This window comes from uncultured Bradyrhizobium sp. (genome assembly GCF_936928535.1).
In the GTDB taxonomy this organism is placed as follows: Bacteria; Pseudomonadota; Alphaproteobacteria; order Rhizobiales; family Xanthobacteraceae; genus Bradyrhizobium.
Window position 1 is genome coordinate 69,509 of sequence record NZ_CAKZHY010000169.1, and the last position, 12,917, is coordinate 82,425.

Genomic DNA, 12,917 nt, shown 5'->3' on the forward strand with positions numbered 1-12,917 from the left:
TGAAGTTGTCTAGTATCATAGACAACTTCATCTCGGCAAGTTCGGTGGATTCGGTGAGCCAGCACAGTAACCAGCAAGCCCAGCGCCAGGCCGGCATGGCCGTGCTGGCGCACGCGGAGGCGGGCGAGATCGCCGCCCGTCTCCGCACGATTCCCTTGCCCGGCCATCAGGATTTGCGCGCGCCGGAGAATGGTCTGGTGATGCTGCGCGGCCGGGTCGGCGGCGACGGCGCGCCGTTCAATCTGGGCGAGGCGACCGTGTCGCGCGCCGCGGTGCGGCTGGCGAGCGGCGAGGTCGGTTTCGGCTACACGCTCGGTCGCGATAGTGAGAAGGCGCGGCTGATTGCCCTGTGCGACGCGCTGGTGCAGTCGCGTGATTTTGGCGTCGCCGTCGAGCGCGACGTAATCGCGCCGTTGCGCGAGCGGCTTATGGTCAGGCGCAAGCAGCAGGCCGAAGAGACGGCTGCGACGAAGGTTGATTTCTACACCATGGTGCGCGGTGAAGGGTGAGGCCATGACAACGATTGCGGAACTGCCGCCGGGGTTCGCCGACAAGGTGTTGTCGGCGCAATCGACCTTTCGCTCGGTCATGGACGCGATGGCGCGGCCGGGCGCAGTCCAGCGCATCGTGCCGATGGCGGGAACTGCTGGGTCCATGATGCGCGGAACCGCCGCGATTGCGCTGACGCTGTTCGATCACGACACACCATTGTGGCTCGATCCGCGCATGGCCGAGAGCACCGACGTCCTGAAGTGGCTCAAATTCCACACCGGTGCGCCAGTGATTCAGGATTCCTCCATCGCAGCTTTCGCGCTGATCAGCGACGGCGTGTTGCTGCCGCCGCTCGAGCGCTTTGCGCTCGGCACCAACGAATATCCCGACCGTTCGACCACTGTCATCATTCAGGTCGAGAGCCTGGATTCAGGGCAGAACTTCGAGCTGCGCGGCCCCGGCATCGACGGCGTCGCGATGTTGCAGGCCTCGTTCAAGCCGTTCGACCTGTTCGAGCAGTTGCGCTTCAACGAAACGCTGTTTCCGCGCGGCATCGACGTGGTTCTGGTCGCCGATGATGCCGTGGTCGCGATCCCGCGGACCACGCGTGTCATGAGCAAGGGAGGCTAGAGGCATGTATGTCGCAGTCAAAGGCGGCGAACGCGCCATCGAGAACGCGCATCGCCTGCTTGCCAATGCCAGGCGCGGTGATCAAAGCGTTGCGGAAGTCTCGCTCGACCAGATCTCGGAGCAGCTTGGGCTCGCCGTCGACCGCGTCATGAGCGAGGGTTCGCTCTATGACCGCGAACTCGCGGCGCTCGCGATCAAGCAGGCGCGCGGCGACCTGATCGAGGCGATCTTCCTGGTCCGTGCCTTCCGCGCCACCTTGCCGCGCTTCGGCGCCACCGAGCCGGTCGACACCGGCGCGATGCGGGTGCAGCGGCGAGTATCGTCGACCTTCAAGGACATTCCGGGCGGCCAGATCCTCGGGCCGACCTTCGACTATACTCATCGCCTGCTCGATCCCTCGCTCGCCCAAGGCTTTGTGCCGGAAGCCCCGGCCGTGGCCGAAGCGTCCACGGCACCGACGCCGCGCGTGACCGACATTCTCGGCCGCGACGGGCTGATCGAATCATCGCCGCAGGCTGAAGACGGCGCCAGCGTCGGCGATCTCACGCGCGAGCCGCTGAACTTTCCGGCGGACCGCGACCTGCGCCTGCAAAATCTCGCCCGCGGCGACGAAGGCTTTCTGCTGGCGATGGGCTACTCGACCCAGCGCGGATATGGCCGCAATCATCCCTTCGCCGGCGAGATCCGCTTCGGCGAGGTCGAGGTGGAATTCACAGCCGAAGACGTCGGCTTTGCCGTACCGCTCGGTTCGATCGAGCTGACCGAGTGCCAGATGGTCAACCAGTTCAAGGGCTCGGCGACCGAAGCGCCGTGTTTTACGCGCGGCTATGGTCTCGCCTTTGGCCAGAGTGAGCGCAAGACCATGTCCATGGCGCTGGTGGATCGTGCTTTGCGTGCCCGCGAGCTCGGTGAAGAAGTCGGAGCCCCGGCGCAAGATGAAGAATTCGTGTTGTCGCATTCGGACAACGTCCAGGCGACCGGCTTCGTCGAGCATCTGAAGCTGCCACACTATGTCGACTTCCAGTCCGAGCTTGGCCTGTTGCGCAAGCTGCGCAAGGAATTTGCCGAAGCCTCGACCGATGCCAGAGCTCCCGATGCCATGAAGGAGGCCGCGGAATGAACGCGCCCGCCTACAACTTCGCCTATCTGGACGAGCAAACCAAGCGGATGATCCGCCGCGCGATCCTGAAGGCGATCGCGATCCCCGGCTACCAGGTGCCGTTCGCCAGCCGCGAAATGCCGATGCCCTATGGCTGGGGCACCGGCGGCGTGCAGGTGACGGCCGCGATCCTCGGACCGCAGGACGTGTTGAAGGTGATCGACCAGGGTTCCGACGACACCACCAACGCGATCTCGATCCGCAAGTTCTTCGCCAAGACCGCGGGCGTCGCGACCACGACGTCGACGGGTGAGGCGACCGTGATCCAGACCCGTCACCGCATTCCTGAAGCGTCGCTGCATGCGAACCAGGTGCTGGTCTATCAGGTGCCGATCCCGGAACCCCTGCGTTTTCTCGAGCCGCGCGAGACCGAGACGCGGCGCATGCATGCGCTTGCCGAATACGGGCTGATGCATGTGAAGCTCTATGAGGACATTGCCCGCTTCGGCCACATCGCGACGGCCTACGCCTATCCGGTGAAGGTTAACGCGCGCTACGTGATGGATCCGTCGCCGACGCCGAAATTTGATAATCCCAAGATGGACAATTGCCCTGCATTGCAGTTGTTCGGCGCCGGCCGCGAGAAGCGCATCTATGCGATTCCGCCCTACACCCAGGTGGTCTCGCTCGATTTCGAGGATCACCCGTTCGAGCCCTATCGGTTCAACGCGCCCTGCGCGCTGTGCGGCGCCGAAAATTCCTACCTCGATGAGATCGTCACCGACGACCAGGGCAGCCGCATGTTCGTCTGCTCGGACACCGATTATTGCGAGGGCCGTCAGGCCGCCGGCCACCACGGTGCCCTGAGCGCCGCGCCCTACAAGGACAAGGCGCAGGGAGAAGTTCAGGGGAAGCAAAATGGCTGATCAGGACCTTCTGGAAACCGATCAGCCGCTGCTGGTCGCAAATTCCCTCAGCAAGTCCTACGGCCGTATCGGGGCCTGCCGTGACGTGTCGTTCTCGCTTTATCCGGGCGAGGTGCTGGCGATCGTCGGCGAGTCCGGCTCCGGCAAATCGACACTGTTGCAGATGCTCTCCGGGCAGCTTGCGGCGAGCGGCGGACAGGTGTCGTACCGGATGCGTGACGGCGTCACCCGCGATCTCGCAGCGCTCGGCGAGGCCGAGCGGCGCCTGCTGTACCGCACCGATTGGGGCTTTGTGCACCAGGATCCGGCGCAGGGTCTGCGCATGGCGGTCTCGGCCGGCGCCAATGTCGGCGAGCGGCTGATGGCGGTGGGTTGGAATCACTACGGCCAGATTCGCGAGTCCGCCTCCGACTGGTTGACCCGCGTCGAGATCGACGTCGCCCGCATCGACGATGCGCCGCGCACCTATTCGGGCGGCATGCGCCAGCGCCTCCAGATCGCGCGCAACCTCGTCACCGGGCCGCGGCTGGTGTTCATGGACGAGCCGACCGGCGGACTTGATGTGTCGGTTCAGGCGCGCCTGCTCGATCTCCTGCGCAATCTCGTCGCCGAATTGCATCTCGCCGTCGTCATCGTCACCCACGATCTCGCGGTCGCGCGCCTGTTGTCGCATCGCGTGATGGTGATGAAGGGTGGCCGCGTCATCGAAACAGGTCTCACCGACCAGGTGCTCGATGATCCGCGCGAGCCTTACACCCAGCTCCTCGTCTCCTCGATTCTGCCGCCATGAGCTTTTCAATATGAGCACGCCTATGACCGCCATGATCGACGTCACTGATGCTAGCAAGACGTTCACGATGCACCTGCAGGGCGGCATCGAATTACCTGTCGTGCGCGGCGTGACCTTCCGCGTCGAGCCCGGCGAGTGCGTCGTGCTATCGGGGCCGTCAGGCGCCGGCAAATCGTCGATCCTCAAGATGATCTTTGGTAACTACCGCTGCGACTCCGGCCGTATCGGCATCCGCCACCGTGGCGAGGTGATCGATCTCGCCACCGCCGAGCCGCGGCAAGTGCTCAACGTCCGTCGCGCGACCATCGGCTATGTCAGCCAGTTTTTGCGGGCGGTGCCGCGGGTTGCGACCATCGACGTTGTCGCGGAGCCGCTGATCGCTGGCGGCATGACCCGCGCCGATGCGCAGGCACGCGCCGGCGAGTTGCTGCATCGCCTCAACATCCCTGAAAGACTCTGGCAGCTTCCGCCCGCGACCTTCTCCGGTGGCGAGCAGCAGCGCGTCAACATCGCACGCGGCTTCATCTCGGACCTGCCGATCCTGCTCCTGGACGAGCCGACCGCCTCGCTCGACGCCGCCAACCGCGCTGTGGTGGTCGAACTGGTAGCCGAGAAGAAACGCCAGGGCGTTGCGATGGTCGCGATTGTCCATGACGACGAAATCCGCCATTTGATTGCCGACCGCATCGTCGACGTCACCAGCTTTGCCGCCGCGGCCTGAAGGAAGATGGAAATGAAGCCGAAGGATACCGTCATCGCCAACGCCAGGATCGTGCTGGCCGACCGGGTGATCGAGCAGGGCTGGCTCGCGCTTGCCGATGGACGCATCGCTGAAATCGGCGAGGGCAAGGCATCTGCAGGTAGCGAAGACGCCGGCGGCGATCTGATCATGCCCGGCCTGATCGAGCTCCACACCGATCATCTCGAAGCGCATTACGTACCGCGCCCAAAGGTGTTCTGGAATCCCGTCGCCGCCGTCATCTCCTATGATGGCCAGTTGGCGACCTCGGGCATCACCACCGTGTTCGATTCGCTCCGGGTCTGGCGCGAGGACGGCGCCGAGGAGGTCGATGGCCGCGCTGGCGTGCTCGCCGCAGCAATCACCACCGCGCGCGACTCGAACTTGCTGCGCGCCGACCACTTCCTGCATCTGCGCTGCGAAATCCCGATGCCGAGCGTGGTCGAGGAGGCCAAGGAGCTGATCGATCGTCCCGACGTCAAGCTGATGTCGCTGATGGACCACACGCCCGGCCAGCGCCAGTTCCGCGATGAGGTCAAGCTGCGCGACTATTACCGCGGCAAGGGCGGCGGCAAGACCGATGCCGAGCTCGACGAGCTGTTCGCGAAGCGCTTCGAGTACCAGCAGAAATACGCCGCGGCGAACATGCGCGAGATCGTGGCGCTGGCACATCAGTACAGGATTCCGCTGGCGAGCCATGACGACACCACCGAGGAGAACGTCGCCGACGCCGTGCGTGACGGCGTGGCGGTGGCGGAATTCCCGACCACGATCGAGGCCGCGCGCGGCCTGCACCAGGCCGGCATCGACATCTTGATGGGCGCACCGAACGTCGTGCGCGGCGGCTCGCATTCCGGCAACATCGCCGCGGTCGACCTCGCCCGCGAAGGTTTGCTCGATATCCTGTCGTCGGACTACATCCCATCGAGCCTATTGATGGGCGCGCTGCAATTGCCCGAGCACGCGCCTGACATCAGCCTGCCGGCGGCCGTTCGCACCGTGACCAAGGCGCCGGCGGATGCGGTCGGCCTCACCGATCGCGGCGAGATCGCCATCGGCAAGCGCGCCGACCTGATCCGTGTTCATGTTGCGGGCAGTGTTCCCGTGGTGCGCAGCGTCTGGCGCGAAGGGCGCCGCGTCGCATGAGCGAGACCACGGCCATGGCGCAGGAGAAGACCGGTGCGATTGGTCCCGGCCGGCTCGTGCTCGTGGTTGGGCCGAGCGGCGCCGGCAAGGATACGCTGTTGCGGCTGGCACGGGCGGCCTGTACCGACGATCCCGACGTCGTCTTCCCGCGCCGTGTCGTGACGCGGGCGTCCTCGGCTGACGAGGACAACATCGCGGTGAGCACGGACGAATTCGCCCGCGCCCGCGAGCACGGCGATTTCGCTGTGCATTGGGATGCGCATGGACATTCCTATGCGCTGCCTCAGGAGATCAACGACGACATCCGCGCCGGGCGCGCTGTCGTCGTGAACGTCTCGCGCACCGTGATCGCAGCCTTGCGCCAGGCTTATGCCAATGTCGTGGTGGTCGCGATCACAGCGCCGCCTGATGTGCTGGCCCAGCGCCTTGCGGCGCGGGCACGGAACAGCGACGGCAATATCGCCGACCGGCTCGCGCGCAGCGTCGACGCTGCATCGGCTCAGGCCGATGTCATGATCCTCAACGCCGGGAGCGCGGAGTATCACGGTCGTCAGCTCGTGCGCGTGATCAGGAATGAAGGCTGGCACGAATAGCCGGCACAACAAGGAGACTGGAATGTCGGTGATCGAAACGGTTGAACAGCTGGAAGCCATCTACGGCGCCACCAACGACGCCTCGACCGTGAAAGTCGCCGACCATGTCACTCCGCTCTACCGCATCTTCATCGAGAAGGCACCGTTTGCGGCGCTCGCCACCATCGGCCCCGACGGGATCGATTGCTCGCCGCGCGGCGATCTGCCCGGCTTTGTCCGCATCCACGACCCCAAGACGTTGATGCTGCCGGATCGCCGCGGCAACAACCGGATCGATTCCCTGCGCAACATCGTGCGTGACCCCCGCGTGTCTCTGATGTTCGTGATCCCCGGCTCCGGCAACGCGGTCCGTGCCAACGGCCGAGCGCATCTGTCTGTCGATCCTGCGTTGCTGGCTTCGTTCAAGGTCGAGGGCAAGGCGCCGCGCAGTGTCATGGTGATGAGGGTCGACGAAATATACTTCCAGTGCGCCCGCGCCATCGTCCGCGCCGATCTCTGGAATCCCGACAGACGCGTCGATCCGAAGAGCTTGCCGACGCCGGGGCAGATCCTCGCGGAGATGAGTGACAACAAGGTCGGCGGCGCGGGGTATGATCGTACGTGGCCGGAGCGCGCCGCCGCGACGATGTGGTGAGTCCGCCTTACCCTCTCCCCTTGTGGGTGGCTCGCCGCAAAGCGGCGCGACGGGTGAGGGTACGTCTCCTCACGAAAAATATTCGCGCGGCGAGAACCCCTCATCCGGCGCTTCGCGCCACCTTCTCCCACAAGGGGAGAAGGAAGAACGTGCCGCCCTCAATTAAACGCCATCCCGCCGCTGAGCGCGATGGTCTGCCCCGTCATATACGCATTGTCGACCAGCAACATCACGGCCTTCGCCACCTCGTCAGCCGTGCCGAAGCGGCCGATCGGGATGCGGCTGACGAGTTGCGGCTGGCCACTCATCATGTCGGTCTCGATCAGCGACGGCGCGACCGCATTGACGGTGATGCCCTCCTTCACCAGCCGCGCAGCGTAGCCTCGCGTCAGGCCCTCCATGCCGGCCTTGGAGGCATTGTAGTGCGGGCCGATCGAGCCGGCGCCGCGCGCAGCACCGGAGGAGATGTTGACGATGCGGCCCCACTTTCGCACACGCATCGACGGCAGCACGGCCTGAGTGCAAAGGAAAGCGGATTTCAGATTGACCAGAATGGTACGGTCGAAATCGTCTTCGGTGAGATCGTCGATCCCGCGGGTGATGGCGATGCCGGCATTGTTGACGAGGATGTCGATGGGCCCGAGCCCAGCGATGACGCGCTCGACCATGTCGGCCACGGCCCCGGCTTGCGAGACGTCAGCGGCGGCGACGATGGCACGGCCGCCCTGCTGGCCGATCTGCCCCGCCAGCTTCTCGGCTTGCCCGATCTGCTCGCGGCAATTGATCGCCACGGCGGCGCCTGATGCGGCCAGCGCGCGACAGACGGCAGCGCCAATTCCGCGGGAGCCGCCGGTGACAAGCGCCACGCGGCCTTTCAGATCATTGGTCATCTCCTGATCTCCCGTTGTTCTGCTCGCGGTCGATCAAAGCGTATCACGGTCGGCTGAGGGGCGGTGTTGAACTCATCGCGAGATGAATCCGCCTGCTGCTGCGTGCGCGAATGCTCTGTCTTTCGTATCTGAGCGCGAGCGGTGAGGCGGATCAACCCTTGCGGCGCGCAGTGGTGCATGCCGCCTTCTTTGCAGCGCAACGCGCAAGCGGAAGATGGATCCTATCGGCCCGTCAATGCCGCCAGCAGTTCATCCGGGCGTTCGGCCATGATCATGTGGCCGGCGCCCGGCACCACGACGGTCTTCGCGTGCGGGATTGCCGCCGCAAGCGCCTTGCCTGATTTCGCGGGGGTCATCATGTCCCGCTCGCCAAGGATCAGGGTGGTCGGCACCTTCACGCTCGCAGCCGCTTGAAGCGCGTTTGCATACGCATTGCAGGCTGACAGATCCCTGAACAGCACGCCCGGCTCGCAAGCTTGCAGCACCGCCTGCGCTCCGCCATGCATCCACAGGCCCGGCGCGAGGCTGCCGCCGAGCTCGGCGTTGAAGCCAAGGCCCCAGATCGAGACCATGTCGTTGGCGTCCTGCGAGTTCGCCTCGGCGGCTTTCAGCAGATCCGGCCCGACCGTCATGGTCGCCGCCGTGCCGATCAGGCTCAGCGCCGAGACCTTGCCCGGGTGGCGCGCCGCGGTCTCCAGCGAGATCAGCGATCCCATGGAATGGCCGATGAGATGCGCCTTGGCGCTGCCGGCAGCATCGAGCAGCGCAGCGGTCCAATCCGCCATCTCCGCGATGCTTCCGAGCGAGGGGCCGGCCGAGCGGCCGTGGCCGGGCAGATCAGGCGCCAGCACGCCAAATCCGTGATGGGCAAACCATCGGGTATGCAGCGCCCAGGTCGAATGGTCGAAGCCGGCGCCGTGAAGGAAGACGACCGTGGGCAGCGACTTGTCGAAGTCGCGGCCGCCGGTTGCGGCAAAAACATCGGTGCCGTTGACGGAAAGCTTCATGGCGTCAGACCTTCTGCGAGATGCGCAGCGCCTGCGCGAGATCGTCGATTATGTCGCTGGCCGTCTCGATACCGACCGACAACCGCACCAGCTCCTCGCCGATGCCGGCGGCCTTGAGCTGCTCGGCGTCCATCTGCTGATGCGTGGTCGAGGCGGGGTGGATCACCAGCGTCTTGGCATCGCCCACATTGGCGAGATGGCTGATCATGCGCAGGGACTCGATGAACTTGCGGCCCGCGGGCCGGCCGCCCTTGATGCCGAAGGAGATGATCGAGCCTGCGCCGCGCGGCAGCAACGTCTTGGCAAGCTGATAATCCGTGTGATCCTCGAGCGAGGGATGCAGCACCCAGTCGACCGCCTTGTTGGACTTCAGCGCCTCCAGCACGAGATGCGTGTTCTGCATGTGCCGGTCCATGCGAACGCCCAGCGTCTCGACGCCTTGCAGCAGTTGGAACGCATTGGTCGGCGACAGGCAGGCGCCGAAATCGCGCAGGCCCTCGGTGCGGGCGCGCATGATGAAGGCGGCCGTGCCGAACTGCTCGTCGAAGACGATGCCGTGATAGCCTGCATAGGGCTCGGTCAGTACGCCGAATTTTCCGGAGGCGCGCCAGTCGAACCGGCCGCCATCGACGATGGCGCCGCCGATGGCGATGCCGTGGCCGCCGATCCATTTGGTCGCCGAATGCATGACGATGTCGGCGCCAAGCTCGATCGGACGGCTGAGATAGGGCGTCGCAAAGGTGTTGTCGATCAGCAGCGGAATTTTGGCCTCGTGCGCGATCGCGGCGACCTTGGGGATATCCAGCACTTCCAGCCCGGGATTGCCGATGGTCTCGCCGATCACGAGCTTCGTGTTCGGCTTGATCGCCGTTCGGAACGCTTCATGATCGCGCGGCTTCACGAAAGTCGTGGTGATGCCGAAGCGCGGCAGCGTATGTGCCAGCAGGTTGATGGTGCCGCCATAGAGCGAGCTCGACGCCACGATATGGTCGCCGGCATTGAGCAGCGTCGCGATGGCCAGATGCAGCGCGGCCATGCCGCTCGCGGTGCAGATCGCGCCGACACCGCCTTCCAACGCTGCGAGCCGTTCCTCCAGCACGCCGGTGGTCGGATTGGAGATGCGCGTATAGATGTGGCCGGCGCGCTCGAGGTTGAACAGCGCCGCGGCGTGGTCAGAGTCCTGGAACACGTAGGACGTGGTCTGGTAGATCGGCACGGCGCGTGCCCCGGTCGCGGGATCCGGATGCTGGCCCGCATGCAGGCTCAGGGTCTCGAAGGCGGGCGGTTTTGGCGCGGGCATGCATGGCCTCGTTGGTCGGTCGTCGGATGGCGGTTCTTGTGCCACAGAATGGCGTTGGAAGTCAGCCATTGACAGCGCGGCGAGGACGGTGCGCTCCCTTGCCCCGTTCTTACGGGAGAGGCGAACTAACCGCGAATCGCCTGCTCGATCACGCGCGTCTCGCGCAGCAGAATCTCCGCGACCTCCTGCTCGCGCCTTGGCCCGAGTCTCGTTCGAACGGCCGAGACGGTCATCGCCGCCGCGGGCCGTCCGTCCGGGGTCTTGATCCAGGTCGAGATCGATTTCGTGCCTTGCACCAGACCGATCTCCCGCATGCCGTATCCCAGCCGTCGCGCAGCGGTGACCTCGCCAAGCACCGTCGCGACATCGGTGCGATAGCCTTCGAACCGCTTTTCATTCGCCGCGACGATTTTGCGCGCGTCCGGCGCCGGCAGCGCGGCGAGGATGGCGACGCCGGCGCTGGAGACGCCGAGCGGACGGCGCGCGCCGACCTCGATCGACAGCACCTGGATCGGATAGGCGCCGATCCTGCGATCGACGCACAGCGTGTCGTTGCCGGTCCGCACCGTCAGGAACAGCGTGTCGCCGATCTCGGCGGAGGCGCGGCGCAGCGATGGCCCTGCCGCAACCAAAAGCGGCGAGGGGCGGGGGCGTGCGAGCGCCAGCTCCGGCACCTGGTTGCCGATCGCGTAGCGGCCGGTTTTGTCGTGCCGTTCGACGATGCCTTCCTCGATCAGCACATGGACGATGCGATGCACGGTCGGCCGCGTCAGACCGGTTGTCCGCACCACCTCGGCCAATGGTATCCCGTCCTCGCGCCCTGCGGCAAGAATACGCAGCACCGACAATGCGCGCCGGATCGCCTGCGCGCCTTGTCGCGGTTCCCTAACCCGCGCTCTCGGGGATGTCCTGTCCATAATATGGACAAGAACGCCACAATTCGCTGGACTGGTAAAGGGTGCATCTGAAGATGGCTCCGTCAGGGATGCTGTGCGCGACGTCACGGCACCCGGCCTGGAGTTGGAAGCGCTGGGAGGTTGGGATGAGATCGCTCTGGATGGCGGTGGCCGCGATCACGGCGATGCTGGCGGGGCCCGCATCGGCCGAGCAATGGCCGGCGCGCAGCGTCAAGCTGATCGTGCCTTATCCGGCCGGCGGCAATGTGGACAGCGCCGCGCGCATCATTGCCGACAAGTTGCAGGAAAAGCTCGGCCAGCCCTTCATCATCGAGAACAAGGCCGGCGCCGGCGGCATGATCGCGGGTGAGGCCTTCGCCAAATCGGCGCCTGATGGCTATACCCTGTTCGTCGGCGCCAACGGTCCCGTGCTGTTCGCGCCCGAAATCAACAAGCGCGCCGCTTATGTCTGGAAGAAGGACTTCCTGCCGATCTCCACCATCTCGATGACGCCGCTGGTGCTCGAGGTGCATCCGTCGGTGCAGGCGACGACCTTCAAGGAGTTCGTCGATCTTGCCAAGCGCGAGCCCGGCAAGCTGACCATGGCCTCGCCCGGTCCCGGTACCACCAACCATCTGCTCAGCGAGCTGATGCAGTCGAGTCTCGATCTGCAATGGGTCACCGCGCACTACCGCGGCAATGCGCCCGCGATCAACGATCTGCTCGGCGGCCAGGTGCAGTTCGCCTTCGACCAGCTCACGGTCAGCCTCCAGCACATCAAGGCGGGCCTGTTCCGCGCGCTCGCCGTCACCAGCGCGCATCGCCTGACGTCGCTGCCTGACGTGCCGACCTTCACTGAACTCGGTTACAAGGACTTTGACGCCCAGACTTTTACCGGCCTGTTCGCGCCAGCGGGCACACCGGCGCCTGTCGTGGAGAAGCTGCAGGAGACGCTGGTTGCGATCCTCAGGGATCCCGGCGTGATCGACAGGTTCGACAAGCTTGGCGGCGAAGCCGTCGCGATGACGCCTGACGAGTTCAGGGCCTATCTCGAGCGCGAGGACGCCAAATGGATTCCGATCGTGCGCAAGGCCAACATCAAGGCTGACTGAACGATGCAGATCGACCCGACCGAGCTTGGCGCGGAGCGCATCTACCGGCTGATGACCGGCATCGTGGTGCCCCGTCCGATCGCCTGGGTGACCAGCCTGTCGCGCTCCGGCGTACTCAACCTTGCGCCGTTCAGCGCCTTCACCTTCGTCTCGCAGAAGCCGCCGATGCTGGCCATCAGCGTCGGCCGCAAGGGCGCCGACTACAAGGACACCGCGCACAACATCCTCGACACCGAGGAATATGTCATCCACATCGCCGATATGCCGCTGATGTCAGCGGTGCACGACAGCTCCGTCGAGCACCCGCCCGAGATCAGCGAGGTCGAGCATCTTGGCCTCGAGACGTTGCCGTGCGAGCGCATCAAGGTGCGCCGGCTCGCGGCCGCGCCGGTCGCAATGGAGTGCCACTTCCGTCAGTGTCTCGAATTCGGCGATGCCAGGAGCCGGCTGATCGTCGGCGAGGTCGTGATGTTCCACATCCGCGATGGCCTCGTGAACGACGGCAAGGTCGACACCAAGGCGCTCGACCCGATCGCCCGCATCGGCGGTCCGCGCTATGCCCGCCTCGGCGAGATCGTGACGCTGAATACCGTGTTCCAGACGCCCAAGTCGAAAGACTGAGTGCGCGGGGGCATTGGTCGGCCGGGCCGCGTCGAGATCATC

At 65.3% G+C, this 12,917-nt stretch carries 15 protein-coding genes; 11 read left to right on the forward strand and 4 right to left on the reverse strand.

The features are described from left to right. Positions 1–44: 44 nt before the first annotated feature. The 9 genes from phnG to Q0687_RS32660 are packed head-to-tail and all read left to right on the forward strand — an operon-like array spanning position 45 to position 7,049. On the forward strand, positions 45–509 hold the full coding sequence (gene phnG / locus Q0687_RS32620) for a phosphonate C-P lyase system protein PhnG (protein WP_298885980.1): 465 nt from the start codon (positions 45–47) through the stop codon (positions 507–509). Positions 510–513: 4 nt separating this feature from the next. Then, entirely contained in the window at positions 514–1,122 is a 609-nt protein-coding gene (gene phnH, locus Q0687_RS32625; protein WP_298885982.1) for a phosphonate C-P lyase system protein PhnH, read from the forward strand. Between the two features lie 4 nt (positions 1,123–1,126). Next, complete coding sequence (locus tag Q0687_RS32630; protein ID WP_298885984.1) at positions 1,127–2,242, forward strand: carbon-phosphorus lyase complex subunit PhnI; 1,116 nt, start codon at positions 1,127–1,129, stop codon at positions 2,240–2,242. Beyond that, on the forward strand, positions 2,239–3,147 hold the full coding sequence (locus Q0687_RS32635; protein WP_298885986.1) for an alpha-D-ribose 1-methylphosphonate 5-phosphate C-P-lyase PhnJ: 909 nt from the start codon (positions 2,239–2,241) through the stop codon (positions 3,145–3,147). Before Q0687_RS32630 ends, Q0687_RS32635 begins: the two co-directional genes overlap by 4 nt. Then, positions 3,140–3,937, forward strand: a complete 798-nt coding sequence (gene phnK, locus Q0687_RS32640; RefSeq protein WP_298885988.1) for a phosphonate C-P lyase system protein PhnK — start codon at positions 3,140–3,142, stop codon at positions 3,935–3,937. The genes Q0687_RS32635 and phnK overlap by 8 nt, the downstream gene beginning before the upstream one ends. 22 nt (positions 3,938–3,959) lie before the next feature. Beyond that, positions 3,960–4,658 carry a phosphonate C-P lyase system protein PhnL gene (gene phnL / locus Q0687_RS32645; RefSeq protein ID WP_298886171.1) on the forward strand — a complete coding sequence of 233 codons (699 nt, stop codon included), beginning with the start codon at positions 3,960–3,962 and terminating at the stop codon, positions 4,656–4,658. Positions 4,659–4,664: 6 nt separating this feature from the next. Continuing rightward, the gene (locus tag Q0687_RS32650) at positions 4,665–5,822 is read left to right on the forward strand and encodes an alpha-D-ribose 1-methylphosphonate 5-triphosphate diphosphatase (protein ID WP_298885990.1); all 1,158 of its coding nucleotides are present in this window, start codon (positions 4,665–4,667) and stop codon (positions 5,820–5,822) included. Further along, positions 5,819–6,415: a phosphonate metabolism protein/1,5-bisphosphokinase (PRPP-forming) PhnN gene (gene phnN, locus Q0687_RS32655; protein ID WP_298885991.1), complete on the forward strand. Its 597-nt coding sequence runs from the start codon at positions 5,819–5,821 to the stop codon at positions 6,413–6,415. The genes Q0687_RS32650 and phnN overlap by 4 nt, the downstream gene beginning before the upstream one ends. 22 nt (positions 6,416–6,437) lie before the next feature. Then, the gene (locus Q0687_RS32660) at positions 6,438–7,049 is read left to right on the forward strand and encodes a pyridoxamine 5'-phosphate oxidase family protein (protein WP_298885994.1); all 612 of its coding nucleotides are present in this window, start codon (positions 6,438–6,440) and stop codon (positions 7,047–7,049) included. A gap of 158 nt (positions 7,050–7,207) precedes the next feature. Here Q0687_RS32660 and Q0687_RS32665 read toward each other — a convergent pair whose 3' ends face one another. The 4 genes from Q0687_RS32665 to Q0687_RS32680 all read right to left on the reverse strand — a co-directional run bounded on the left by Q0687_RS32665 (position 7,208) and on the right by Q0687_RS32680 (position 11,163). After that, complete coding sequence (locus Q0687_RS32665; protein WP_298885996.1) at positions 7,208–7,939, reverse strand: SDR family NAD(P)-dependent oxidoreductase; 732 nt, start codon at positions 7,937–7,939, stop codon at positions 7,208–7,210. Between the two features lie 221 nt (positions 7,940–8,160). After that, on the reverse strand, positions 8,161–8,946 hold the full coding sequence (locus Q0687_RS32670) for an alpha/beta hydrolase (protein WP_298885998.1): 786 nt from the start codon (positions 8,944–8,946) through the stop codon (positions 8,161–8,163). Positions 8,947–8,950: 4 nt separating this feature from the next. After that, positions 8,951–10,246, reverse strand: coding sequence for an O-acetylhomoserine aminocarboxypropyltransferase (locus Q0687_RS32675; protein ID WP_298886000.1), 1,296 nt, complete (start codon positions 10,244–10,246; stop codon positions 8,951–8,953). Positions 10,247–10,371: 125 nt separating this feature from the next. Continuing rightward, positions 10,372–11,163 carry an IclR family transcriptional regulator gene (locus tag Q0687_RS32680; RefSeq protein ID WP_298886002.1) on the reverse strand — a complete coding sequence of 264 codons (792 nt, stop codon included), beginning with the start codon at positions 11,161–11,163 and terminating at the stop codon, positions 10,372–10,374. 125 nt (positions 11,164–11,288) lie between these two features. On the opposite strand from Q0687_RS32680, the gene Q0687_RS32685 reads away from it, so the two are divergent. Both Q0687_RS32685 and Q0687_RS32690 read left to right on the forward strand, forming a co-directional pair. Then, positions 11,289–12,254 (forward strand): tripartite tricarboxylate transporter substrate binding protein, encoded by a 966-nt coding sequence (locus Q0687_RS32685; protein ID WP_298886004.1) that lies wholly within the window; start codon positions 11,289–11,291, stop codon positions 12,252–12,254. A gap of 3 nt (positions 12,255–12,257) precedes the next feature. Next, a complete protein-coding gene (locus Q0687_RS32690; RefSeq protein ID WP_298886007.1) occupies positions 12,258–12,875 on the forward strand; it encodes a flavin reductase family protein in 618 nt (205 codons plus the stop codon). Positions 12,876–12,917 lie beyond the last annotated feature (42 nt).